Genomic DNA, 25,218 nt, shown 5'->3' on the forward strand with positions numbered 1-25,218 from the left:
ATGGAAAATTTAGTCACTTATGGATTAACAGTATTTATGGGATTTTTTGCGATTATGAATCCAATAGCAAACACCCCCGTTTTCTTAGGTCTTGTGGAAGGCGAGTCTAAAGAACAAAAAAAACAGATTGCTAAGACGGCTTCCATTACAGCGTTTGTGATTGTTGTTGTGTTTGTAATTGCTGGAAAATATATATTTGAGTTGTTCGGAATTACAATTCCCGCCTTTAAAATAACAGGTGGAATACTGATATTTTATGTTGGATTTGAAATGCTCATGTCTAAGAAATCTGAAATCCATACCAACAGCAGTCAAGAAGAAAAAAGCAGTCTTGCGATATCGCCGCTAGCCATCCCAATTCTTGCAGGCCCAGGCACAATTGTCACAGCTATGAACTTTGTTCCTAATGCGGAGTTCATTCATATTGGAATTGTGATTACAATTTTTGCCTTCATGATATTTCTAACTTATTTAGCATTTAGTTTAAGTGATTTAATCGTTAAAAAAGTAGGTGTAAATTTAATTTCTGTAATTGGAAAGTTAATGGGTTTAATTCTTGCGATCATGGGAACAGTGATGGTTACCGAAGGAATTAAGCTCACATTCAAATTATAAAAAACAAAACTTGACGACCAACAAAAGTGCGATTGTATAACAATATCTAACATCAAAATTTCATGGACTACCTTAAACTAGGACTTCTTTTTTCCGCTTTTGGATGTTTTTTTGAAGTGGTTTTCACATCCATTTATGACAGTATCGTGCAATACATCAAAGAGGGGCGGAAAAAAGTGGATGTACGATTTTTCGGGTACTGGAGTATTTTATACATCCTCGTGTATGGCGTTGTACTGAGTAGCTTTTGGATCCTTGTAGCCGTTCCTTATGTATATCCGCTTGATTGGGGACTGAGAGGGTTTATCTATGGGCTTTGTTTCCATGCAGGCGAATACATTTGTATGTACACATTACACCTTATTTTTGGGGAATCGCCTTCAGAATCGCATTACAGAGGTAAATATGATTCTGTACATGATTTTATTCGGTTGAGCTATTTTCCTATTTTTATAATTGAAGCCTTCGCTTTTGAATTGATTTATGCTTGGTTCATGTGACAAAGAGTCTTTGAACAAACAGATTACAATCTCCAATACTTCTGTCCGCTGTACTTTAAATAAATTGTGTTAGTTTTATACTTTAATTGCTTAAACAAAAAGTCAAGCAATTATATAAATCATACCATGACCATCACCCACAGTAATTTAGAGGATATTTCTGAGATTTTCAGATTGTATAAATTGGCAACCGATTTTCAGAACCTAAAATTCCCCGAAAACCAATGGCCTGAATTTGATCAAAAACTCATTAAAACTGAAGTCCTAGAAAACAGACAATTCAAATTAATAATTGACAGTAAAATAGCCTGTATATGGGCACTCACATTTAGCGACATTCAGATCTGGGAAGCACGTGAAAACCATGCTTCAATCTACATTCACCGCATTGCCACAAACCCAGAGTTTAGAGGCAATAACTTTGTGCAAACAATTGTGGACTGGGCTAAAAATTATGCTCTAAAACATAACAAGCAGTTCATTCGGATGGACACCTGTGGAAATAATCAAAAACTCATTAGCCATTACACGAACTCTGGGTTTGAGTTTTTGGGAATGAAAAAACTCAAAAATACTTCTGATTTACCTTCGCATTACCACAAAGCAGACGTGTGCTATTTTGAAATAAAATTATAGCACAAAACTACCCAAATAAATGATAATAAAGGAATTATAAATTTATTTTGTTGAATTAATTTGTTTTTTACTTAAACATTTATTAAATTTATTTTTAGGAAAATAGAACTATAACCCAATTTAAGTTTATGAACAAGCCTACATATCAAGAATTAGAAAATCAAATCTTAGCTCAAAAAACAACTATTGAGCATTTGAAAGAGAGAAAAAAGCAGTACACTGACTTACTGAATTCAACTCCAAAAATGTTTAAAATTATTGAGTTAATTTATGACGAAAATGGAAAAGGCATAGACTACTATTATCGACAAACAAATCCGGCATTCGAAATGTTCATTGGAAAGTCAAGGGAACAACTCATAGACAAACGATCAACGCAATGCTTTGAGCCTTTAGAGAATTACTGGTTGGAAACCTACAATAAGGTCATGAAGACAGGAATGCCCGTTACTTACCAAAATAATGAAACAAATAACGGACACTATTTTGAAATATTTGCTTGGAAGGTAGGCATCAACTTAATTGCTGTGATTTTTGAAGACATTACAAAGCGCAAACAAATTGAATTAAAACGAGTATCGGATAAAGAAAAAGCAGAAGAGAGCAAAAAACTTAGCAATGATTTTATAAGCAATCTATCCCATGAAATCCGCACTCCCATGAATGGGGTTTTAGGGTTTACAAAATTTCTTAGCGACCCAAATTTAACGGATATTAAAAGAAAACATTATGTGAGTATCATTCAAAACAGTGGAAAACAATTGATGCGTACCATGGATGATCTTTTAGAATTCTCAAAACTAGGAACCAAACAAGTGAAAGTCATTGAAAAAGAAGTTTGTTTAAATGATTTTTTCTTTGAATTGTTTACCGTTTTTGATGTGAAAGCCAAAGAAAACAAAATCCCTTTATATTTAAGGAAAGGGCTTTCCGATAAAGAAAGTACCGTTTTAATTGACGAAACTAAATTAAATAACGTCCTAGGCAATTTACTGGAAAATGCGCTGAAATTTACAAGAAATGGATTTATAGAATTTGGCTACAAAAAAATAGGTTCTAATTTAGAGATTTATGTAAAAGACACAGGAATTGGCATTAAAAGCGATCGTCAAAAATCCATTTTTGGGCGGTTTTCAAAAGAAGAAAAAGAATCCTCAAAGAATATTGGAGGGCTCGGTTTAGGGCTGTGGATCGCTAGAGAAAACACTAATTTACTGGGTGGGGAAATCACACTTAAATCGAAAAAAGACAAAGGAAGTACTTTTTTTGTGACACTTCCATACAACCCAGCACTTAGCTACTTAGACAACAATAGCTCAACTTCTAATTTAAAAGAAGAAGAAGAAGAAGAAGAAGAAGCGCACAAATGCAACATTTTAATTGCTGAAGATGAAGAAATAAATTTTTTATTCCTTGAAATTTTATTAAAAAATGAAGTGGATTTAAATTGCAGTATTGTTCATGCAAAAAACGGAGAAGAAGCCGTTGCTATTTGTCGAAAAAACCCTGAAATTGACTTCGTATTAATGGACTTAAAAATGCCTGTCATGGATGGGTTTGAAGCTATAAAATTGATAAAAGAATTTCGTCCAGAATTACCAATCGTTGCGCAAACAGCCTTCTCATCAGCCGAAGATAAAGAACGCGTATTTGCCGCAGGCTTCAACGATTTTCTTTCAAAACCCATAGGTCAAGAAGCTCTCAGAGAAGTCATCAACAAACAAAAAGAACAAAAAAGAATTAACGAAAATATAGTCTTTAAAAATTCACAAACGTAATCAGATTGAATTGATCACGACTGGAGTTTTCAAAAAGCTGATTCATATACCCCGCTTCTATACGGACATTTTTGTGAAGCTGATAGCCCAATCCGGCATAGACACGGTTGCGATCAAACACCGAACTCTCGGTATTTAAAAACACTTCGTTATACGCCGATATATAAAGCTTTGACGGCAATGTGTCAGTTTTAATTATTGGCACTTTAAATGCTAAAAAATAGCGCAAACGCAGTTTAAAATCGGCTTCCACAAAACGCTGTTCAAATCGGTAGCGGTGACTCAAAGACATACTTCCTATTTTTTGTTTCGATGTAAATTGCTGAAAAATACGATGCTCGTTAACGTCTGATTTTTCTTGGGCATCTGCCACATAATTTTGAGATAGTATATAACCATAGCCTAACAATACATTGTGATTGTTTTCAGACAAATTATAACCCACTCCCGTACGGAGTAACAATTGTTCTAAATCGCCAATGGCATCATAATTACGGTACTGAACCTCGTTGTGAATGTTCCATTTGCTGTTTACTTTTTTACTGCCTATATAAATCAGCCAATTTCCAAAATCACTGCTTTGAGCGGTTGCAATATAAGGCAGCAGTAACATACCTGTTAATGCTGCCATAAAGAAGTTTGATTTTTTAAGCATAAAACGTCACTTTCCCGTTGGCAATGTCATACATCCCACCAACAATGATCAACTCGCCTTTGGCTTCCATTTCGTTAAGAATGGCACTGTTGCTACGAATATTACTCAATGTCATTTCAACATTTTTAGCCGCTACGGTGTTTACAAAATCAATATTCCCAGAAGTTCTTGAAGCTTCATCCGCAGGAAGCGGCACAGCCTCAACTGCAGGTTCAATTTTGTTGATCAACGCCGTTAGATTCCCCATTCGTGCATGGTCGCAAGCGCCTTTCACAGCCCCACAAGCGGTGTGTCCTAAGACCACCAATACTTTGGTTCCTGCAAGTTTACATGCAAATTCCATGCTTCCTAAAATATCTTCATTGACAAAATTTCCCGCAATACGAATACTGAATAAATCGCCAATCCCTTGGTCAAAAATATGTTCGGCTGATACGCGTGAATCAATACAATGCAAAACGGTTGCAAAAGGATACTGTCCACTGCTCGTCGCATCTACTTGTGCGTTTAAATTTCTTGCAACTTGGGTTGCAGTTAAAAAGCGATTGTTTCCATCTTTTAAGGATTGTAAGGACGTTTCTGGTGTCATTGCTGACTGACTTTCTTTAGTGTGTGCTTTCATAATTTTAAATATTAATTTAGTTGTGTTGTTTATTAAATTGTTTGTGGTCGTAATTGGAAAAACTTTATAAAACTCTCAGGGTTTTCCACAACACCTCTGACAGATATTAATTTGATATCAATGTTTCTTTGACGTGCTTTCTCAGAAAAATCTTCTAAAATCTCAATGATATCATTATCAAGATAGCGCGTTTTGGTGACATCTAATTCCAAATAACTTTTGCGTGCTAAGTTATCCAATTCTTTTAGAATGGCTCCTTTGTTAAAAAAGGTCACTTCTTCCGCTAAGGTCATTTTAATTTTCTGGACTCCGTTACTCTTATCTTCAATGTGTAAGAAATGTGAATTTTGAAAACTCTTTATCAGAATGACAACAATTCCAACGGCAAGTCCCAATGAAATTCCAATCAAAAGATCGGTGAAAATAATTCCTAAAACCGTTACAATAAAGGGCGTAAATTGTTTCCATCCTGATCGGTAGATCTCTATAAACAAAGTAGGTTTCGCTAATTTATAACCTACAATAAAAAGTATCGCCGCCAAAACGGAAAGCGGTATTTTGTTTAATAAATTAGGAATCAAAATTACTGAGATCAACAATAAGAATCCATGAATAATGGCTGACATTTTTGTTTTTCCTCCCGATTGAATATTGGCTGAACTGCGAACAATCACTTGCGTCACTGGCAACCCTCCTATCAATCCCGAAAATATATTTCCAATACCTTGCGCTAGTAATTCTCTATTGGTGGGTGTCACACGTTTTAAAGGATCAATTTTATCAGTAGCCTCTACACATAACAAAGTTTCTAAACTTGCTACCAAGGCGATGGTAAACGCCACAATCCATACTTGGGGATTGCTAATGGCTCCAAAATTTGGAAAACTAAACTGTGCGAAAAAAGAAGTGGCATCTTCTGGAACAGGTACACTCACAAGTAAGTCCGATGAAATCCCCCACTGTGTACTGCCTTTGGTGCTTATAAAATAAATGATCCCCGTAGCAACAGCTACCAAAGGCCCTTGCACCAATTTAAAGAATTTTCCTTTGTCGTCTAAGACCTCACTCCATAACAACAAAATAGTCAATGCCAAAAGTGCAATAATTGTCGCTCCTGGACTGATAAAGTTAATCGTATTTAATATGGCAGAAAACGTGTTTTCTCCATCCACTTGAAAAAAGGCAAAACTCCCTTCTGGATTGGAATTATAGCCAAAAAAATGCGGAATTTGCTTGAGGATGATGATGATCCCAATTCCGGTAAGCATCCCTTTAATTACGGAAGACGGGAAATAATACCCAATCACACCAGCTTTTAAGATGCCAAATAGAAATTGAATGGCGCCTCCTAATACGACGGCTAATAAAAAGTTCTCGAAACTCCCGAGAGTTCCAATTGCGGTTAGGACAATCGCAGCCAAGCCTGCTGCGGGTCCACTCACCCCTACTGTGGATTTACTGATACCTCCTACGACAACGCCGCCAACAATCCCCGCAATAAGTCCCGAAAAAAGCGGTGCGCCACTAGCAAGGGCGATCCCTAAACACAAGGGTAGCGCCACAAAGAATACGACAATACTAGAAGGTAGGTCTGATTTTAAATTTTTAAATGGGTTTGAACTGTTCATTATAATATATGGTGTTGAAGCGCTACAGCTGTGCAGTGCTCACATTTGATTTGTTTAATTTTTTGTAATTGAAATGACTTAAAAGTCGCTAACCTTTCTAATGGAATACGCTTTTAATGACGGAAGGATTATACGTCTTCTGGAGGTGGGTCGTGAGTGTCAATGGTTACCTCGGATTTTAGATACTGTTTACCGTAAATAGATTCTTTTTTGACAAAGACCCTGGAAGTCGTTTCTTCAATTACAAATCGAAGTTCCACTTTTTTCTCTTTAGAGTCTTCTATTTCTTGCGTTTCTTTTTCACTCGAATCGTTTTCAGTTTCTAAATCGAGCCAAGAAAATGCTTGTGGTTCAGATACCGCCAGCGATTCAACCACAGGTTGTAAAATGATGGATCCAAATACCAATGCAAAAATGAGGACTCTAAACCCGAGGGCTATGATGTATGAAAACTGCTTCATTTTTCGGAAAGGGTATTAAAAACTAAATCGGTATAAAACCGTACAATATTATTTTTTCCTTCTTCAAAATCGGTTAAAGAGGGCAAGTGTTTTGAAAAATACCGCTGATGGTGGGCCCCTTCAATCACGGTTGAAATTAACATATGTGGAAACTCATAACTCGGATTGATTTCTGTTACAAGATCGCTGACCCGTTGCACCACGCGTTTGTAGGTTTTGTAATAGCCTTTTTTATTTTCACTGTCGATCGCCTTGGTGTGGTAGGCTTTCGAAGATTCTGAAATGATGATTTTGTTTAATAACACTTCATTGATGTATGAAAACGCATTGTCTTCTGTCACTTCGGCTGTAAGTATCAAAACTGCTTGGGTAAGGCGGTCGTGAGCAGAGGGTACATTTAAGGTGGAAAACACCAATTTATACTCAATCCAACTCCAATACCAATTGATTAAATAGACCAAGAGTGCATGTTTACTATCAAAATAACGGTACACCGAACTTTCGTTGGAACCAATTTCAAGACCCAACTTCTTAAAAGTGAAATCTTCAAAGCCCAAAGCATCAATCATCTCAATACTTTTAGAGACAATTTTCTGTCCTAAAACCGACGATTCTGGATTCTTTGTATAAAGATCTGGGCTAATGGTGATATGTAATTGTAGTTTTTCCATTGTAATACTCAGCAAATATAATAGTAATACTATTAATGTTAAATAGTTTAACATTTATTTCACACCCCGAAGTGTTAAAAAACAATGCCATATTGGTTGAAAGTCATTTTTTTTTGTACGTTTGTGATGGACTTAGACCTCAAATCTGATTCTTCATAACCAATGAACCTAGAGTAACATATTTTTTACTGTAACGTAAGACGCTTGTATAGGCGCCTATTTTTGACACATCCTTCTGTTTAGAAGGTGTTTGGAAAGTTACTTAACTAGTAATCTAAACAATAAATTAAATATTATGAAAATCAAAATTATTACGCTCGGAGTTTTAACATTAATTTTATCAAGTTGCGCTTCAATTATTCACGGCCCAACTCAATTAGTAGATTTTAGTAGTCAACCAAGTGGGGCAACGATCAAAATTGACGGAAAAGACTATGGCAAAACACCTCAATCAATTTCATTAAGGCGAAAAGGAAAAGCAAAAGGAGATAAATCCAATAAAAAAAGTTATGACATTCAAATTTCATTAGATAAATACTACCCATATGAAATGAAAATTAAACGCGAAATGGACGAGTGGTTCTTAGGAAATATATTATTTGGTGGGATTATTGGGATTATTGTTGATGCATCAAATGGAAGTATGTATAAATTGACACCAGACCAAGTTATTGCACAAATGAACAACAATTCATCTGCAATGATTGATGCTAATGACAATCGAGTTTATGTTGCCGTTACAATGAAAACAGATCCAAACTGGGAAAAAATAGGGCAATTAAAACGAATAGAATAAATCTAAAAAATTATTAATTACGTTTACTGAATATGGCTTGTTTGTAGTTGAAAAAAGTACTTAGACCTCCAATCTGATTCTTCATAACCAATGAACCTAGAGTAACATATTTTTTACTGTAACGTAAGACGCTTGTATAGACGCCTATTTCTGATGCACTATTTTTCGAAGGTGTTTGGATGGGCTTTTTACACTAAGTGATTAAAAAAAACATCAACAACTAAATCAAACAAATGAAACTCATTAAAATCACCCTTTTATGTATTGTAATCTCCACATTGACAAATTGTGCCTCTGGTTACAAAATGATTAAACCAACATCAATAAATTACATTTCAACTTATGAAACTGATGGTGTGAAGCTTGAATATAAATACGACTTACTTGATAAAAAATATGCCAAAAAAGAATATACTAAAGGAGTCAAACTTGTTGCTATAAAAATAACCAACAACTCTAACAGAGATTTAATGTTTGGCAGAGACATTACATTAGCTTACAAAGGTGGAGCAGAAGTTTATATCTTAGAAAATGAAAAAGTATTTAGTACGCTAAAACAAAGTCCTGCATCGTATTTATGGTACTTACTTTTAACACCTGTAAATTTTCATACAACAAAAACAAACTCAAATGGATTTACGGAAAATACGAGTTCAACTCCAATCGGATTGGTTTTAGGACCTGGATTGGCTGGAGGAAATATGATTGCTGCTGGGTCTGCTAATCAAAAATTCAACTCTGACCTGATGGATCATAACATCAATGGAGTGATCATTAAAAAAGGGGAGACAAAACATGGATTGATTGGAATTAAATCTGATTCATTCGATGCATTGAAATTGAAAATTGAATGACATTGGGTTAAATTAACCAAATCAGACAAACTCTCCCAATTTTATAAACACTAAAATTTAAAAAAAATCTAAAACCTTAAACCATGAATGACGTATTAGTAGTAATGATCCTATTTATCATGGGTGCACAATTTGGAATAGCATTAACAGCCACAGTCATTGTCCATCCAATTTTGGTAATGGCAAAAAAAGCAACCGCCATTGAAATTTTTAAACCCTTTTTTGACAAAACGCATATTTGGGTTTTGGTGTCATCAATCATTGTAACAGTCTTGGCATTGGCATATTCAATATTTACAGGAAACTTGTGGTGGTTTGGGGTGTCCTTGCTCATGCATTTAAACGGCCCTTATACCATAATTTTTATGATGCCATTAAACAGGCGACTCATGGACAAAAATGTGGACCCACTTTCTGAACAAACAGCAAACGACATCAAAAAATGGGGAAGACTGCATTTGGTAAGAACACTTCTAAATGGAACCATATTGTTTGCGTTTATCGTATTGGCAGTTTATATGTAAAAAAAGAGAAGCCAAATGAAAAAAGCAATCATCGTTGGAGCAACTTCGGGAATTGGAAATGCCTTGGCAAAAATTCTTGTTGAGAATGACTATATGATTGGAATTACGGGAAGACGAAAAACGGAACTTCAGAAGTTAAAAAAATTAAATCCAAAAAATTTCAGCATCAGTGCTTTTGATTGCACTAGAGAAAATAATTCTGAAAAACTGGAGGATTTGGTGGCGCAACTTGATGGTTTAGACCTATTAGTTTTGAGTGCTGGCACAGGCGATTTAAATGAAAACCTAGAATATGAAATAGAGCATGCTACAAATCAACTAAATGTGATTGCCTTCACTGAAGTTGTGGACTGGGCATTTAATTATTTTGAAAAACAAGGCAAAGGACATTTGGTCGCCATCAGCTCTATTGGAGGACTGAGGGGGAGTCGAATGGCGCCCGCCTACAACGCGTCTAAAGCTTATCAGATAAATTACCTAGAAGGACTCAGACAAAAGGCTAAAAACTCTAAAAAACAAATTTATGTGACGGATATCAGACCCGGTCTTATAGATACCGACATGGCAAAAGGCGAAGGACAATTTTGGGTTGCCACCAAGGAAAAAGCAGCCAAACAGATTTATGGACTCATAAAAAGGAAAAAGACTGTAGGATACGTGACTAAAAGATGGCGACTGATTTCGTTACTCCTTAAAACCGTTCCTAATGGAATTTATAAACGGATGTGAAAGTCTATGCTAACTCGAGCGTCACGCTCCTGAACAGAATAACAGCACAAGCAAGATACTTGTGCTAGCAAATTTAATAGCACCCCCTACTGCGTCTTCAACCACCTCAAATAAAGATTCTCCACTTTGGTGCGTGCCCAAGGCGTTCGTCTGAGAAACTTAAGACTGGATTTTAGTGTGGGACCATCTGTAAAACAACGGATATTGATTTTCTCGCCCATCACTTCCCAGCCATAATGGGCTTCGAGTGCGACGAGAATTTGTTCCAATTTCACCCCATGTAAGGGATTGTTAGGTTGCGTTTCCATAAAAATTAACGGCGACGGTTGTGGTTCGATCGGTTGCCACCACCAGCAGACCCCTTACGGTTGTTGCTTGGACGTCCTCCGCCACGTTGACGACCACCTCCTTGTTTTGGCGGCACAGTGGACGCATTTGGATCAGGTTCAAAACCTTCAACAATTTCTTTCTTAAAACGTTGCTTGGTCAGTTTTTCAATAGACGTCAAATAAGACGTTTCTTCTGCACATACCAACGATAAGGCAACGCCGTTGGCGCCTGCCCTTCCTGTACGCCCAATACGGTGCACATAATCTTCTGGAATGTTCGGAAGCTCGTAATTCACCACATGCGGCAACAATGGAATGTCCAAGCCACGTGCAGCAATATCAGTTGCGACCAAGACTCTAACGTCTTTATTTTTAAATCCAGCCAAAGCTTTGGTTCGTGCTCCTTGACTTTTATTTCCATGAATAGCCATCGCAGAAATGCGTGCATTTTCTAGTTTTTTACAAAGATTATTGGCACCGTGTTTGGTACGTGTAAACACCAATACTTGTTGCCAATTTCCGTCTTGTATTAATTTGATAAGAAGGTTTGTTTTCTTCTCTTTGGCTACTCTATACACCTGTTGTGCAATTGCTTCAACGGTTGTGTTCTCTGGCGTCGCTTCTACAAGAGTAGGAGTGCGTAAAATGGTTTGCGCCAAGCTTTTGATCTCTCTAGAAAAAGTTGCCGAAAACATTAAATTTTGACGTCTGGACGGGATCAACGATCTGATTTTATCAATATCACGTTTGAACCCCATATCCAACATACGGTCGGCTTCATCGAGTACAAAAATCTCTACTTTGGCTAAGGACAAATGCCCTTGGTTTTCCAAATCGAGCAATCGGCCTGGAGTGGCCACTAAAATATCAACTCCATTGCGGAGGTGTTTGATTTGTGGATTTTGATTTACACCACCAAAAATAACGGCAGCACGCAAGTCTAAAAACTTACTGTAATGCTTCACATTTGTATACACCTGATCTGCCAACTCTCGAGTTGGGGTCAACACCAACGCGCGTACTGGACGGCGGTGTGGTACAGGATTTTTAGATAAAATTTGCAGCATTGGCAGGGTAAATCCTGCGGTTTTCCCTGTTCCTGTTTGAGCCGATGCTAACACATCGAGGCCTTCAAGAATTGGAGGAATGGCTTTTTGTTGTATTGGAGATGGCGTCTCATAGCCCTGTAAACGGACTGCTTTAAGTAGGGCTTCGATGAGTCCTAAAGATTGAAATGTCATATATTATGTTTTGAAAATGACAATATACAATACGATAGGTCATTCTGAACGATGCCACAAAGGTACGTCTTATTTTAAAAAAATTAACGCGTAAATACTAATTTTGTATCCGTTGATAAATTCGCATCATACGCATAGCCATCTGTCGTAAAGGTTTTTAAACCTTCGGTAGTTTCCACAGTGTTTTCAATGATGTGACGTGTCATATAGCCACGTGCAAGTTTGGCGAAAATGGCAATGGTTTTATACTGTCCATTTTTAAACTCTTTAAAATCGACATGAATAACGGGCACTTTAAGAACTTTGACATCTATGGCCTTAAAATATTCTTGACTTGCTAAGTTCACAAACAACTCCCCTTCTTTCAGTTCTTCATTCAGAGCAGTCGTCACTTTTTGGCGCCAAAATTCATAAAGGTTTTTAGATTTTCCAACAGGGAATTTTGTCCCCATTTCCAAGCGGTACGGCTGCACCAAATCCAAGGGTTTTAAAAGCCCATACAGTCCAGAAATTATTCGAACTGAGTTTTGTAAAGACTCTAATTTTGATTCTTCAATGGTATAAGCATCTAACCCCCGATACACATCACCATTAAATGCATAAATAGCCGGTCGGGCATTTTGAGTTGTAAAAGGAATTTCCCACTCTTGGTTGCGTTCATAATTGAGTTGTCCCAAATTGGGTGAAATATGCATCAATTCCGAAAGTGCTTTGGCGGATTTCTTTTTAAGAAGTGTATTGAGTTTCTGCGCTTCGCCCAAAAAACAACTGTCGGTGCTTAAAGGCGTTGGTAAATCACTATCGTAATTTAATGACTTTGCGGGTGAGATGACTAGTTTCATTTATTGCTAATTTTATAACTCAAAGTTAAGGACTATCGTTAAATTCTAAAAAAAAATTAGATTCATAATTTCTATGTTCCAATACTTAAAGTTGATACTTCTTAGTTCTGATCTTCAACCAAATGATTCGAATAGCTTTCCCATTTTTTGATACAGCTTTGCATATCCTGAGGAATCTCAGTGGTAAAAGACATTTTTTCGCCTGTGGTAGGATGCACAAATCCTAAGGATTTGGCATGCAAGGCTTGACGTGGTAAGGTTTTAAAACAGTTGTCCACAAACTGCTTGTATTTGGTAAACGTCGTACCTTTTAGAATGCGTTCGCCACCATAACGCTCGTCATTAAAAAGCGTGTGCCCAATGTGTTTCATGTGCACCCGTATTTGGTGGGTACGTCCCGTTTCCAATCGGCATGCCAACAAAGTGACATAGCCCAAACGTTGTAATACTTTATAATGAGTCACTGCGGGTTTACCTTTATCAGCTTCATCTCCAAAATAGACGGTATTCTGCAACCTATTTTTAGGGTGACGTCCAATATTTCCTTCAATCGTACCTTCTTCTAAATCTACATTTCCCCACACCAAAGCCACGTATTCGCGTTCACTTGTTTTGGCTTTGAATTGTGCTGATAAATGCGCCATCGCTATTTCAGTTTTAGCAACCACCAACAATCCACTTGTGTCTTTATCAATCCGATGCACCAATCCCGGACGGTTGCTGCTGTTATTCGGTAAATTGTCAAAATGAAACATCAAAGCATTGATCAAAGTGCCTGAATAATTTCCATGTCCCGGATGAACGACCATTCCTGGGGCTTTATTGACCACCAATAAATCGTCATCTTCATAAACAACATCAATAGGAAGATCTTCGGGAACTAATAAGTTTTCATAAGGCGGATGCTCAAACAACACGCGAATTTTATCAAATGGTTTTACCTTATAATTTGATTTGACTGCGATTTCATTCACTAAAATACTTCCATCCTTTGCCGCTGCTTGGATTTTATTTCGAGTGGCATTTTCAACAAAATTCATGAGGTATTTATCGATTCGTAAAGGCTGTTGCCCTTTTTCGACCGTAAATGTGTAATGCTCATGCAATTCATTGTCATTCACTAATAATTCATTTGACTCTTCCATGGTTAATTATTGCTTTCGAATCCCGTTTCCTAAAACTAGGTCGATTTTCGAGGTTTTTGGAAGCATCGTACCTGCTTCAATGATTTTACCGTTGTGGCGAATTTCTAACACTTCATCTTTCCCCAAGTCATCTTTATAAATTGTAGTTCCTATTTGAAACCCCAATGCTTCAAGCGAGGGTTTTGCTTGTCTGAACGTACGTCGAATGACATCCGGAACTGCCAGTGTTCTGTAGGCAGAAGGATTGAGAATTAAATATATTTTTCGATCTTCTTTGACTTGACTTCCCGCCAAAGGATCTTGTTCGATCACCGCCCCTTTGGGGTAGTTCGGATTGTAGTTTGAGGAATCTTGAACTTCACTTCGGAGTTCGTGTTCTTTAATAAGCATTTGAGCGGCTTCAAAAGTTTGACCCGTAAGTACGGGTACCGTCACAAACGTACCGTGATTGGTATACGATTTGAGCCATTTGAGGGCTAAAAACCCAAAAATAACCAAAGCGATAAATGCAAAGATTAATTGCTTTATAAACAATTTACTGAATAAGAATTTAATGAAATTCATGCTGCTTTTTAATAATGTAACAAAGCTAATCAAATATTTGTGTCCTTAAAATCTTTAGCTTGTTTAGTTTGAAGTAAATATATTTGGTTTAAAATGATTTTGATTTGAGATAAAAGTAATATTTTTACTGTATAAACGTAGAAATGAAAAAAAATATTGCCATCATCATGGGCGGATATTCTAGCGAATATTTAATCTCTTTAAAAAGCGGAAGCGTTGTCTATGACAGTTTACCCAAAGACGCCTACAATGCGTATTGCGTCCATATTTTTAAAGATAAATGGGTATATGTCGCGGATGATTTAAAAGAATACCCCGTAAATAAAGCTGATTTCTCCATCTTAGTTGAGGGTTCAAAAATCAATTTTGACTGTGTATTTAATGCCATTCACGGCAGTCCGGGGGAAGATGGAACCATCCAAGCCTATTTTGAATTGTTATCCATTCCACACACCAGTTGTGGCATGTATCAAGCAGCGCTCACCTTTAATAAACGAGACTGTTTAAGTGCCTTAAAGCCTTACGGAATTCTCATGGCAGACTCCTATTTTTTGAATGTCGGCGATGCGATTGCCCCTACAGCCATTGAAAAAGCGGTCGGATTTCCTTGTTTTGTGAAAGCCAATAAGGCCGGAAGTAGTTTTGGAATTACAAAAGTTTATTCAAAAGCGGACTTGCCAAAGGCTATAGAAGTTGCTTTTAAGGAAGATGATGAGCTCATTATTGAATCGTTTTTAGATGGGACCGAAGTGTCGGTTGGCGTCATTCGTTATAAAGGAGTTACTACCGTACTCCCAATCACTGAAATTGTAACGGATAATGACTTTTTTGATTACGAAGCAAAATATTTAGGCAAATCACAAGAAATTACTCCCGCACGTTTGAGCGCAACGCAAGAAGCAGACGTCCGAAAGGCCGCAAAACATATTTATGAGGTTTTGAAATTAGATGGGTTTTCTAGAAGTGAATTTATTTTTAAAGATGGTCAACCGCATTTTTTAGAAGTCAATACAATACCAGGGCTTACCAAGGAAAGTATCTTACCACAGCAAGCAGCACAGGCGGGAATTTCGATGTCCGACTTGTTTGACAACGCCATTCAGCAAGCACTTCATAAAAATCCTTAACTTTACAAAATGAAGAAAGCAATTTTTCCAGGCTCATTTGACCCAATTACTCTAGGACATGTAGATATCATTAACAGAGGCGTGACCTTGTTTGACGAAGTGATTGTAGCCATTGGCGAAAATTCTTCTAAAAACTATATGTTTTCATTAGAAGAACGCAAACGGTTTATTGAGAATACTTTTAAGGACAATCCAAAAGTATCAGTGGTATCCTACAGTGGTTTGACCACCGATTTTTGTAAAGAGATTGGAGTGGAATTTATTCTAAGAGGCTTGCGGAATCCTGCAGATTTTGAATTTGAAAAGGCCATCGCACAAACCAATCGGCATTTATCAACCTTAGAAACAGTCTTTTTGCTCACCTCTGCACAAACCTCGTTTATCTCCTCCTCTATTGTGAGGGAAATTATTCGCTTTGATGGTGATTACCAAAAACTAGTGCCCAACTCCGTACGTGTTAAAAACCCCTAGAGTTTGTACTCTGAAAGTGCTTTTGTAAAAGCTTCTGGATTTTCGGCCAAATGGTAGCGTGGATCGTCAATCGCTTCAACTATAACCTCTTTAAATAAGGGGCTAGATTTGTACAACAAAATCTTACAATCTTCGCTCAGGTGTTTCAAGTGAATTGCTTTGCCTTCTTCTTTATACTTCGCCACGAGATTCGATATTGCTTCAATAGCCGAATGATCGCTTATACGTGACTCCACAAAATCAATTTCAACAGATTGAGGGTCGTTTTTAACATCAAACTTATCATTAAAAGCGGTGATACTTCCAAAGAATAATGGACCCCAAATTTCGTAAACTTTCGTACCATCTTCTTTGATGCGTTTTCGAGCACGAATGCGCTTTGCGTTTTCCCAAGAAAATACAAGTGCACTCACAATGACACCAGAAATCACAGCGATTGCTAAATCAAAAAAGACCGTCATTGACGACACTAATATCAATACAAACACATCTGTCTTTGGAATTTTATTGATGATTCTAAAACTAGACCATGCAAACGTACCTATTACGACCATAAACATAACGCCTACCAAAGCTGCAATCGGCACTTGTTCTATAAGACCCGATGCAAATAAGATAAAGGCTAAAAGTGCCAATGCGGCTACAATCCCTGAAAGACGTCCTCTTCCGCCTCCTTTAATATTGATAATCGACTGTCCAATCATTGCACAACCACCCATTCCACCAAAGATTCCGGTGATAATGTTTGCGCCTCCTTGGGCCATACATTCTCTATTGGAATTTCCTCGTGTTTCAGTGAGTTCATCAATTAAATTTAAGGTCATTAAAGATTCAATCAACCCAATCGCAGCAAGAATCAATGCATAGGGCCCGATGAATTTTAGAGTTTCAAAATTAAGGGGGATCTTTTCAAAAATAGCCCATTGTGGAAGTGGCAAGCCCCCTTTTAAACCGTCGCCACCACCATCTCTAATAAAGCTTCCAACAGTAGCAACATCTAAATCTCCAAAAATAACAATTGCAGAAACCACCAAAATAGCCACAAGTGCCTCCGGTAATTTTTTAGTGAGTTGCGGCAGCCCAAACATAATGGCAATGGTCAATCCCACCAAACCAATCATGGTCCATAAAGACGCACCTTGCATCCATACCATTTCGCCATTTTCAGACGTCATAAACATACTTAATTGAGAGAGGAAAATAACAATTGCCAATCCGTTTACAAAGCCCATCATCACAGGGTGTGGAATCAAACGGACAAATTTACCAAGTTTAAAAACACCTGCTAAAACTTGAATAATTCCCATTAAAATAACGGTCAAAAACAGATAGTAAAGTCCCATTTCATCACCTTCGGCTCCCATTGCATTTCCACGCGCTACCAGACTTACCATGACGACGGCTAAAGCTCCTGTAGCACCACTGATCATTCCTGGACGTCCTCCAAAAATAGAGGTGATTAATCCAACCATGAACGCTGCATACAATCCTACCAAAGGATCAACTCCTGCAACAAAGGCAAATGCCACGGCTTCTGGCACTAAGGCCAATGCAACCGTGAGGCCACTTAAAATATCATTTTTAACATTACTAGAACGCTTACTTATAAACTCCATCATTTTCAGTCAATTTTGCTGGCAAAAATAAACTTATTGAAAGTGATAACAACTGTAAAGGGCGTTTATTTGAAGATTTTTATAAAAACACGGAATCCATTTCTCTTAAATGAGCAGTTTAATATTCGCATAAGAATTATTTAAAACTTTTTGAAGTTTGGTTTCGGGAATCCATTTGACTTTAGTGATGCCTTCTTTTTCTTGTGGAATTAGTTTTCCGTCATATTCAGAATACATTTCGAACCAATAGGTGACTTTAATATAGTTCCGATCATTTCTTTTAAATATATGGTAGGTGATTTCTAAGGGCTTGGTAATGCTCAAGCCTGTAATGCCTGTTTCTTCTTCTACCTCTCGAAGTGCGGTGAAATTAATCGTTTCCTTTGCTTCTGCTTTTCCTTTGGGCAAATCCCATTTTCCATTTCTGAAAATAAATAAAATTTCATTTTTTGGATTATAAACCTTTCCACCCCCTGCAATCACATTTGGTAATAAGGAAAGGAATTTTTTCAGGAGTACATCTTTATCGGGTCCAATTAGACGCACCGAATTATATTTATCTTTTCTAAGTTTTGAAAGTACTTTGTTAATATCCACTGAATCAATCAGAATGTTCTTGAAATCTGTTTCAGTTTCTAGTTTGGTTGTGAGGACTATTGGTTTATTACCAACAAATATTTTATACATTGTTAATTAAAAACTAATTAATAGAAAGTAAAAGTAGTTATTTTTAGTAATTTTGACACATGATTTTCAACAAAAGTACCGCCAAAAAAACTGCAGAAGTTTTACTTCAGATAAATGCCATCAAATTAAACCCGAAAAACCCCTTTACATGGGCTTCGGGATGGAAGTCTCCCATCTATTGTGACAACCGTTTGGTCTTATCGTTTCCAGTCGTTAGAAACTATATCAAAGAAGAGATTGCTAAAAACATAGAAATCGAGTTCGGAAAACCGGATGTGATTGCAGGCGTTGCAACGGGTGCCATTGGTATTGGAGCTTTGGTTGCAGAATATCTTGGGCTTCCTTTTGTATATGTGCGTCCAGAAGCAAAAAAGCATGGCCGTCAAAATCAAATTGAAGGATTTATCGAGAAAGGTCAGAATGTAGTAGTTGTAGAAGATTTGATCAGTACAGGAAACAGTAGCTTGGTGGCGGTAGATGCTTTAAAAGCTGCCGAAGTCAATGTAAAAGGAATGGTTGCTATTTTTACTTATGGCTTTGATGTTTCAAAAGAAAATTTTAAAACTAACAATGTCAATCTTTTTACACTCAGTAATTACGAAAGTTTGTTAGAGCAAGCTTTAGACACCAACTTCATCAACCAAGCTGAAGTGGATGTGTTGTCAAAATGGAATTCAAATCCATCGGAATGGTCCGGCAAATAAATTTAGATATGAAATTAGAATCAACAAAAGTAAGTCTTGACAAATCAGCTCAAGAAGTGTTTAATTTTTTAACGAATGTTGAGAATTTTGAACAATTGATGCCCGAAAACATCAGTAAGTTTAAACTCATAGACGCGGACACCTTCTTATTTGCCTTGAGTGGAATGCCAGAAATTGTTTTGAAGAAAAAATCAATGGAATCTCCACATACGATTGTATTGGGAGCTGCTGGTGGGAAAATAGATTTTTCATTAACAGCTAAAATTGATTCCCCTACGAAAACTCAAAGTGAGGTTCAATTAACATTTGAAGGAGATTTTAATACAATGATGGCGATGATGATCAAAGCCCCAATCTCTAAATTTATTGAAACCTTAGCGCTTAATATTCCTAAAGAAATTTAGTACAACAGCTTCAACTCTTTTAAGTCAAACTCTTTTGTAGCGTCTTCCATTTGCACACGCAATTTTCCGGCGTCTGTCACTCCTCTGATGATCCCTGTAAATAGGGTTTGATCGGGCAATTCAAACGTAGAGGGCTTATCATTTCGGAACAGATACGATTCATATTCTGTATTCAGAATCCCCTCCCCCGTATCGGCAAACAATCTAAAATAATATTGAAGATTCTCGATGAGTTTATGAAGTAATTCATCGGTATCAATAGGCATTCCTAAAATAGATTTCAAGGAGCTTACCTTGGACAATCCTTTAAATAATTCTTGATTGACATTAAGTCCAATACCAATCACAGAATATTCAATTCGATTCGTTTTAATTAGATTTTCAATTAAAATGCCTGCAATTTTGTGATGGTCTGACAATATGTCGTTAGGCCATTTGATCGCTAAATTTGGGACATTATAACCTTCAAGTGTTTTCACAATCGACAAGGAAACGAGGATATTCAACAGAAATTGGCGTCGTAATCCTAGAGACGGCTTAGTCTTTAAGACGCTAAACGTAAGGTTTTTACCTTTTTCAGAGATCCACTCAGACCCCATTTGTCCTTTCCCCTTAGTTTGGTGATTGGTTGCCACCACACAAAAATCTTCTAACGCAGTGTCTATCAACAATTGTTTTAAATAATTGTTGGTAGAATCAGTGGCATTAAGTTTGATTATCTGCATAGTTCAAAATGTGGGTCTAAATTATAATATTATTAAGACAATATAAGGGGTTTAGAGCCAAAAAAGTAATAAATTTGCACAGTAAAATTAATTCATGACAAAAAACATACCTAGCGCAGACGAACTCATCACTTTCACGATTAATGGAATTGAAGACGTTAAAGGTCAAAATATTACTATTTTAGACCTGAGAGCTATCGAAAATACAGTTTGCGATTATTTCATCATTTGTGATGGAACCTCTAATACGCAAGTAAATGCTATTGTTAGTTCAATACAAAAAAAAGTTAGTAAAAACACCAAAGACAAACCTTGGCATGTTGAAGGTAGTGAAAACGGTGAATGGGTACTGATGGATTATGTCCATGTAGTCGTTCATGTGTTTCAAAAACACATTCGTGAATACTACGATATCGAAAACCTTTGGGGCGATGCTAAGATTACCGAAATAGAAACTAGTTACTAAATAAAATACGACTCATGTCTAAAGATAAAAAACCTAAAAATACAAAGTTTAATGCGTACTGGATCTACGGAATTGCCATTGTACTTTTCTTGGCTTTCAATGTGTTTTCTGGCGGTTTAGGAGATTCTTCAGGGATCTCTACAACACCTTCGCAATTTTTTAAATACTTAAGAAATGGCGATGTCAAAAAAGTTGAAATCGTCAACAAAAGAGAGGCTTTGGTGTATCTAACCACAAAGGCTGCTAATAAAGACGTTCATAAAAAAACTAAAAAGGAACAACTTTTCCAAGTGGGATCAGGAGGTCCTAGTTATCAGTTTGAATTTGGTGATGTACAATTGTTTCAAAAACAATTAGAAGACACCATACAAGAAGAACAACTGGATACCGTTTTGGACTTTAAAACGGAAACCAATGCTTGGGGTGATATTTTATCCTCATTGATTCCTTTTATTTTAATCATCGGTGTTTGGATATTTATCATGCGACGTATGTCAGGTGGTGGTGGTCCAGGCGGCGGCGGCGGTCAACTCTTCAATATTGGGAAATCGAAAGCGAAGTTATTTGATGAAAAATTAGAAACCAAAACAACCTTTGAGGATGTTGCTGGACTGGAAGGTGCTAAAGAAGAAATTCAAGAGATTGTAGACTTCCTGAAACACCCCGAAAAATATACCGCTCTTGGTGGTAAAATTCCTAAAGGTGCCTTATTAGTGGGCCCTCCAGGAACAGGTAAAACCTTGTTGGCCAAAGCAGTGGCTGGCGAAGCAAAAGCTCCTTTTTTCTCATTGTCAGGATCTGATTTTGTTGAAATGTTTGTAGGTGTTGGTGCTTCTAGAGTTAGAGATTTATTCAAGCAAGCGAAAGATAAATCGCCTTCAATCATTTTTATTGATGAAATTGATGCGATTGGACGTGCTAGAGGTAAAAATAATATGTCAGGTTCGAATGACGAAAGAGAAAATACCCTCAACCAGTTATTGACTGAAATGGATGGATTTGGCACCAATACAAATGTGATTGTTTTGGCAGCAACCAACCGAGCAGATGTCCTTGACAAGGCATTGATGAGAGCGGGTCGATTTGACCGTCAAATTTATGTTGACTTGCCAGATATCAGAGAACGAAGAGAAATTTTTGAGGTGCATTTGAAGCCCTTGAAAAAAGCGAAAAACTTAGATACTGACTTTTTATCAAAACAAACTCCAGGATTCTCTGGAGCAGATATTGCGAATGTGTGTAACGAAGCGGCACTTATTGCAGCTCGAAATAACAAAAAAGCAGTTGAAAAACAAGATTTCTTAGATGCAGTCGATCGAATTATTGGAGGACTTGAAAAGAAAAATAAAATAATTACACCAAGTGAAAAAAGAGCGGTTGCCTTTCATGAAGCTGGCCATGCAACCGTAAGTTGGATGCTAGAACATGCGTCTCCTTTGGTTAAAGTAACCATTGTTCCAAGAGGACGTTCATTGGGTGCTGCATGGTATCTTCCCGAAGAACGACTTATTGTAAGACCTGAGCAAATGTTAGATGAAATGTGTGCTGCCTTAGGAGGTCGTGCCGCTGAAAAAGTCATCTTTGATAAAATATCAACAGGCGCTTTGAGTGATTTAGAAAAAGTAACCAAGCAAGCAAGAGCGATGGTGACTGTTTATGGATTAAGTGATAAAATCGGGAACTTGACGTATTATGATTCTTCAGGTGAGAATGAATTTGGATTCTCGAAACCCTATAGCGAACGCACTGCTGAACTGATTGATCAAGAAATATCAAGCATTATTGAAACACAGTACGAACGCGCTATAAAACTCTTAGAAGACAACAAAGACAAGTTAACAGAGCTGGCAGAAGTACTTCTTAAAAAAGAAGTTATTTTTAAAGACAACTTAGAAGCTATCTTTGGAAAACGTCCTTTTGTAGTCGAAGAAGCCGTCACTCCAACGCCTAAAAAAGAAGAAGCGGTAAAACCAACTCCTAAAAAAGAGGAAGAGGAAGAATAAGTTTGAAAATAACTTTTTATTAAACCTTTATTTTTTATCTTTGGAAAGATGTAAGTTCAAAGTTTATATTTCAGATGAAGAATGAGTGTGTTTCGTAAAATATTTGGTTCAAAAACGGATGCTTCTAAAGACAAAACTGATGAAAAAAATCAGGATCAGTTTTTAGACTCCAGCAGCTTGCCTGTAGATGAAGCCTTTACAATCAACTTTAATAAAAATGGCGGTAAGTTTCTTTACTGCGAAAATAACGATGAAGTTCAAAGTTTTCTTGAAAATATTATTGAAGAAAATAATTGGGACAAAAAAAAGGCACTCATCCTTAATAAACATCTAAAAGAAAAATTTAAAAGTTTCAAATTTGGCTCGACTCAAAAAACAAAAGATGCAGATTTTCTATTTACATCTTGTGAGTCTCTGATCGCAAAAGACGGATCGCTGCTTATATCCTCCAATCAAATTGCAGAAAAAAAACTAGTTGATTTGCCTGAGAATTTCATTGTATTTGCAACTACCAGTCAGTTTGTAAATACTATTAGCGAAGGACTTCAGGGGATCAAAGCCCAAAGTAAAACTAAAATACCCTCCAACATCACGACCATTAAACATTTTAAAGCCAACGACACCAACGACTTTCTAAGCTATGGAAGTAGTACAAAAAACCTATATTTGCTACTATTAGAAGACTTATAACATAAACATTGAAAGAACTAACCACAAGAGCTTTATCAGGCCTATTATTTGCAAGTATTTTAATTGGGGCACTCCAATTAAAGTACGCTTGTATCGCGCTTTTTTTTATGTTTGGATTGATTTGTTTGTCAGAATTCAATAAGTTAATTCATCAAAAAAACATCGCTTCCTACATCATTTTTATAGTGTTGTTTTTGGCAGTTGCATTTTGGGAAAACCTCTTTAAATCTGGTAAAAGCCTATCAGATATTTCACAAATATTACTTGTGATTTCTGTATTGGTAAATCTATTATTAATTCGGGATTTATTTTCCTCAAAAAGTCTCCCATCCTTACTTTCAAATCATTTTATAAACACCACCTTTTATGTGAGTAGTGGGTTTGTGTTTTTATTATTGATCGCTCTAAATTTTGAAAACTACAGTCCTGAAATCATTACGTATATTTTTATTTTGATTTGGATCAACGACAGTTTTGCCTATATAGTTGGTAAGAATTTTGGAAAACAAAAACTTTTTGAAAGCATTTCTCCTAAGAAAACAGTAGAAGGATTTTTAGGAGGTGTGTTTTTTGCGGCTTTGGGAAGTTATGTCATTGCCAATTGTACGGATTCATTACCTTTTACTAATTGGTTAATTATCAGTGTTATTGTGAGTGTTTTCGGAACCTTGGGTGACTTGGTAGAATCAAAATACAAACGTCAAGCAGGCGTCAAAGATAGCGGTAAAATAATGCCTGGTCATGGAGGTCTATTAGATCGCTTAGATAGTGCTATATTTGCAGCTCCATTTATCTATTTATTTTTAAGAATATTAAATTATGTTTCATAAAGAAGGTCAAAAAATAATTTTTGTCGCACTCGTTTTTGTAGTGGCTACATCGTTATTAATCGACAATTTACAAATGCCTTGGGTTTCAAAACTCATTCAGTTCTCTTTAATAGTGATTCTTGTACTCATCCTACAATTTTTCAGAAACCCTAAACGTCACACCCATCAAAACGATCGTCAAGTGATCGCCCCTGTAGATGGGAAAGTTGTGGTGATCGAAGAGGTTGAAGAAACAGAATATTTCAAAGAAAAACGTCTTCAGGTCAGCATTTTTATGTCGCCTATCAATGTGCATGTGACACGCTACCCTATAAGTGGTTCGGTACTTTTTAGCAAATACCACCCAGGAAAGTATTTAGTCGCATGGCATCCAAAGGCTAGTACGGATAACGAACGCACCACCATAGTTGTTGAGAATAAAACCTATGGTAAAGTCCTTTACAGACAGATCGCAGGTGCCTTGGCAAGACGTATTGTCAATTATGCGAAAGAAGGCCAAACGGTTGTACAGGGTACCGATGCTGGATTTATAAAATTTGGTTCTAGAGTCGATTTATTTTTACCTTTGGACACCAAACTTAAAGTCAAACTCAATCAAAAAGTAAAAGGCGGCGAATGTATCATCGCAGAAGTATAGTATGAATTCAGAGGCATTAGAAATAGAATTTAGAGAAGCTGTTGACAGCATCAACAGTCATGAGCAGCCCTTCCCTGCCGACATCCTCTTGAAACTCTATGCCTATTACAAAAAATCAACCAACGATTACAGCCGACCGAGTAGTAGCAAAGCCATTATAAATGCTTTTAAAACCAATGCCCTTTTTCAGGTAGAAGACATTACCCAAGACGAAGCAAAACAACGCTACATCGACTTGGCAAATACTTACTTAATTTACCGAAAATAA

The 25,218-nt window shown here is 36.8% G+C and carries 31 protein-coding genes; 18 read left to right on the forward strand and 13 right to left on the reverse strand.

All coding sequences use genetic code 11. The features are described from left to right. From FORMB_RS02615 to FORMB_RS02630, 4 genes are all read left to right on the forward strand, one after another. Positions 1–615 carry a MarC family protein gene (locus tag FORMB_RS02615; protein ID WP_069675971.1) on the forward strand — a complete coding sequence of 205 codons (615 nt, stop codon included), beginning with the start codon at positions 1–3 and terminating at the stop codon, positions 613–615. Between the two features lie 62 nt (positions 616–677). Beyond that, on the forward strand, positions 678–1,115 hold the full coding sequence (locus FORMB_RS02620) for a hypothetical protein (RefSeq protein WP_069675972.1): 438 nt from the start codon (positions 678–680) through the stop codon (positions 1,113–1,115). A 126-nt stretch (positions 1,116–1,241) separates the two neighbouring features. Further along, the gene (locus tag FORMB_RS02625; RefSeq protein ID WP_069675973.1) at positions 1,242–1,751 is read left to right on the forward strand and encodes a GNAT family N-acetyltransferase; all 510 of its coding nucleotides are present in this window, start codon (positions 1,242–1,244) and stop codon (positions 1,749–1,751) included. Between the two features lie 128 nt (positions 1,752–1,879). Then, on the forward strand, positions 1,880–3,529 hold the full coding sequence (locus FORMB_RS02630) for a hybrid sensor histidine kinase/response regulator (protein WP_069675974.1): 1,650 nt from the start codon (positions 1,880–1,882) through the stop codon (positions 3,527–3,529). Here the strand turns inward: FORMB_RS02630 and FORMB_RS02635 are convergent. From FORMB_RS02635 to FORMB_RS02655, 5 genes are all read right to left on the reverse strand, one after another. Continuing rightward, positions 3,510–4,160 (reverse strand): DUF2490 domain-containing protein, encoded by a 651-nt coding sequence (locus FORMB_RS02635; protein ID WP_069675975.1) that lies wholly within the window; start codon positions 4,158–4,160, stop codon positions 3,510–3,512. The two genes, FORMB_RS02630 and FORMB_RS02635, sit on opposite strands and share 20 nt — an antisense overlap. A 16-nt stretch (positions 4,161–4,176) precedes the next feature. Then, positions 4,177–4,806 carry a carbonic anhydrase family protein gene (locus FORMB_RS02640; RefSeq protein ID WP_069675976.1) on the reverse strand — a complete coding sequence of 210 codons (630 nt, stop codon included), beginning with the start codon at positions 4,804–4,806 and terminating at the stop codon, positions 4,177–4,179. 32 nt (positions 4,807–4,838) lie between these two features. After that, positions 4,839–6,434, reverse strand: a complete 1,596-nt coding sequence (locus tag FORMB_RS02645; protein ID WP_069675977.1) for a SulP family inorganic anion transporter — start codon at positions 6,432–6,434, stop codon at positions 4,839–4,841. Positions 6,435–6,562: 128 nt separating this feature from the next. Continuing rightward, positions 6,563–6,895: a hypothetical protein gene (locus FORMB_RS02650; RefSeq protein WP_069675978.1), complete on the reverse strand. Its 333-nt coding sequence runs from the start codon at positions 6,893–6,895 to the stop codon at positions 6,563–6,565. Beyond that, positions 6,892–7,566, reverse strand: coding sequence for a TetR/AcrR family transcriptional regulator (locus FORMB_RS02655; protein WP_069677871.1), 675 nt, complete (start codon positions 7,564–7,566; stop codon positions 6,892–6,894). Before FORMB_RS02655 ends, FORMB_RS02650 begins: the two co-directional genes overlap by 4 nt. Positions 7,567–7,861: 295 nt before the next feature. On the opposite strand from FORMB_RS02655, the gene FORMB_RS02660 reads away from it, so the two are divergent. The 4 genes from FORMB_RS02660 (at position 7,862) to FORMB_RS02675 (ending at position 10,469) form a co-directional block, all read left to right on the forward strand. Further along, the gene (locus FORMB_RS02660) at positions 7,862–8,362 is read left to right on the forward strand and encodes a PEGA domain-containing protein (protein WP_083243894.1); all 501 of its coding nucleotides are present in this window, start codon (positions 7,862–7,864) and stop codon (positions 8,360–8,362) included. 233 nt (positions 8,363–8,595) lie between these two features. After that, positions 8,596–9,216: a hypothetical protein gene (locus FORMB_RS02665; protein ID WP_069675979.1), complete on the forward strand. Its 621-nt coding sequence runs from the start codon at positions 8,596–8,598 to the stop codon at positions 9,214–9,216. An 83-nt stretch (positions 9,217–9,299) separates the two neighbouring features. Continuing rightward, entirely contained in the window at positions 9,300–9,740 is a 441-nt protein-coding gene (locus FORMB_RS02670; RefSeq protein ID WP_069675980.1) for a DUF1772 domain-containing protein, read from the forward strand. A 15-nt stretch (positions 9,741–9,755) separates the two neighbouring features. Continuing rightward, positions 9,756–10,469 carry an SDR family NAD(P)-dependent oxidoreductase gene (locus tag FORMB_RS02675; RefSeq protein WP_069675981.1) on the forward strand — a complete coding sequence of 238 codons (714 nt, stop codon included), beginning with the start codon at positions 9,756–9,758 and terminating at the stop codon, positions 10,467–10,469. An 86-nt stretch (positions 10,470–10,555) separates the two neighbouring features. On the opposite strand, the gene FORMB_RS02680 is transcribed toward FORMB_RS02675, so the two are convergent. From FORMB_RS02680 to FORMB_RS02700, 5 genes are all read right to left on the reverse strand, one after another. Continuing rightward, complete coding sequence (locus FORMB_RS02680) at positions 10,556–10,777, reverse strand: VF530 family DNA-binding protein (protein ID WP_069675982.1); 222 nt, start codon at positions 10,775–10,777, stop codon at positions 10,556–10,558. Between the two features lie 5 nt (positions 10,778–10,782). Further along, positions 10,783–12,039: a DEAD/DEAH box helicase gene (locus tag FORMB_RS02685; RefSeq protein ID WP_069675983.1), complete on the reverse strand. Its 1,257-nt coding sequence runs from the start codon at positions 12,037–12,039 to the stop codon at positions 10,783–10,785. 83 nt (positions 12,040–12,122) lie between these two features. Then, on the reverse strand, positions 12,123–12,881 hold the full coding sequence (yaaA, locus tag FORMB_RS02690) for a peroxide stress protein YaaA (protein WP_069675984.1): 759 nt from the start codon (positions 12,879–12,881) through the stop codon (positions 12,123–12,125). A 101-nt stretch (positions 12,882–12,982) separates the two neighbouring features. Continuing rightward, the gene (locus tag FORMB_RS02695; protein WP_069675985.1) at positions 12,983–14,026 is read right to left on the reverse strand and encodes an RluA family pseudouridine synthase; all 1,044 of its coding nucleotides are present in this window, start codon (positions 14,024–14,026) and stop codon (positions 12,983–12,985) included. 6 nt (positions 14,027–14,032) lie between these two features. Next, a complete protein-coding gene (locus FORMB_RS02700) occupies positions 14,033–14,590 on the reverse strand; it encodes a PASTA domain-containing protein (protein WP_069675986.1) in 558 nt (185 codons plus the stop codon). 143 nt (positions 14,591–14,733) lie between these two features. Here FORMB_RS02700 and FORMB_RS02705 point away from each other — a divergent pair, with 143 nt between their 5' ends. Both FORMB_RS02705 and coaD read left to right on the forward strand, forming a co-directional pair. After that, positions 14,734–15,717 (forward strand): D-alanine--D-alanine ligase, encoded by a 984-nt coding sequence (locus FORMB_RS02705; protein WP_069675987.1) that lies wholly within the window; start codon positions 14,734–14,736, stop codon positions 15,715–15,717. Between the two features lie 9 nt (positions 15,718–15,726). Further along, positions 15,727–16,188 carry a pantetheine-phosphate adenylyltransferase gene (gene coaD / locus FORMB_RS02710; RefSeq protein ID WP_069675988.1) on the forward strand — a complete coding sequence of 154 codons (462 nt, stop codon included), beginning with the start codon at positions 15,727–15,729 and terminating at the stop codon, positions 16,186–16,188. Here coaD and FORMB_RS02715 read toward each other — a convergent pair. Together FORMB_RS02715 and FORMB_RS02720 are read right to left on the reverse strand one after the other, a co-directional pair. Further along, positions 16,185–17,807, reverse strand: a complete 1,623-nt coding sequence (locus FORMB_RS02715; protein WP_069675989.1) for a SulP family inorganic anion transporter — start codon at positions 17,805–17,807, stop codon at positions 16,185–16,187. The two genes, coaD and FORMB_RS02715, sit on opposite strands and share 4 nt — an antisense overlap. Positions 17,808–17,909: 102 nt before the next feature. Further along, the gene (locus tag FORMB_RS02720; protein ID WP_069675990.1) at positions 17,910–18,491 is read right to left on the reverse strand and encodes an NUDIX hydrolase; all 582 of its coding nucleotides are present in this window, start codon (positions 18,489–18,491) and stop codon (positions 17,910–17,912) included. Positions 18,492–18,550: 59 nt separating this feature from the next. Between FORMB_RS02720 and pyrE the strand changes: the two genes are divergently transcribed. Beyond that, a complete protein-coding gene (pyrE, locus tag FORMB_RS02725; protein WP_069675991.1) occupies positions 18,551–19,195 on the forward strand; it encodes an orotate phosphoribosyltransferase in 645 nt (214 codons plus the stop codon). Positions 19,196–19,203: 8 nt separating this feature from the next. Further along, entirely contained in the window at positions 19,204–19,599 is a 396-nt protein-coding gene (locus FORMB_RS02730; RefSeq protein WP_069677873.1) for an SRPBCC family protein, read from the forward strand. On the opposite strand, the gene FORMB_RS02735 is transcribed toward FORMB_RS02730, so the two are convergent. Then, positions 19,596–20,324, reverse strand: coding sequence for a biotin--[acetyl-CoA-carboxylase] ligase (locus FORMB_RS02735; protein ID WP_069675992.1), 729 nt, complete (start codon positions 20,322–20,324; stop codon positions 19,596–19,598). The genes FORMB_RS02730 and FORMB_RS02735 overlap by 4 nt on opposite strands. A 94-nt stretch (positions 20,325–20,418) precedes the next feature. Between FORMB_RS02735 and rsfS the strand changes: the two genes are divergently transcribed. The 6 genes from rsfS to FORMB_RS02765 all read left to right on the forward strand — a co-directional run bounded on the left by rsfS (position 20,419) and on the right by FORMB_RS02765 (position 25,218). Beyond that, on the forward strand, positions 20,419–20,790 hold the full coding sequence (gene rsfS, locus FORMB_RS02740) for a ribosome silencing factor (RefSeq protein WP_069675993.1): 372 nt from the start codon (positions 20,419–20,421) through the stop codon (positions 20,788–20,790). Positions 20,791–20,804: 14 nt separating this feature from the next. After that, entirely contained in the window at positions 20,805–22,793 is a 1,989-nt protein-coding gene (gene ftsH, locus FORMB_RS02745) for an ATP-dependent zinc metalloprotease FtsH (protein ID WP_069675994.1), read from the forward strand. Positions 22,794–22,874: 81 nt separating this feature from the next. Further along, complete coding sequence (locus FORMB_RS02750; RefSeq protein WP_069675995.1) at positions 22,875–23,483, forward strand: LUD domain-containing protein; 609 nt, start codon at positions 22,875–22,877, stop codon at positions 23,481–23,483. An 8-nt stretch (positions 23,484–23,491) separates the two neighbouring features. After that, a complete protein-coding gene (locus tag FORMB_RS02755) occupies positions 23,492–24,313 on the forward strand; it encodes a phosphatidate cytidylyltransferase (RefSeq protein WP_069675996.1) in 822 nt (273 codons plus the stop codon). After that, the gene (locus tag FORMB_RS02760) at positions 24,303–24,950 is read left to right on the forward strand and encodes a phosphatidylserine decarboxylase family protein (protein ID WP_069675997.1); all 648 of its coding nucleotides are present in this window, start codon (positions 24,303–24,305) and stop codon (positions 24,948–24,950) included. The genes FORMB_RS02755 and FORMB_RS02760 overlap by 11 nt, the downstream gene beginning before the upstream one ends. 1 nt (position 24,951) lies before the next feature. Next, positions 24,952–25,218: an acyl-CoA-binding protein gene (locus tag FORMB_RS02765; RefSeq protein ID WP_069675998.1), complete on the forward strand. Its 267-nt coding sequence runs from the start codon at positions 24,952–24,954 to the stop codon at positions 25,216–25,218.

It is taken from the genome of Formosa sp. Hel1_33_131 (assembly GCF_001735745.1).
Classification (GTDB): domain Bacteria; phylum Bacteroidota; class Bacteroidia; order Flavobacteriales; family Flavobacteriaceae; genus Hel1-33-131.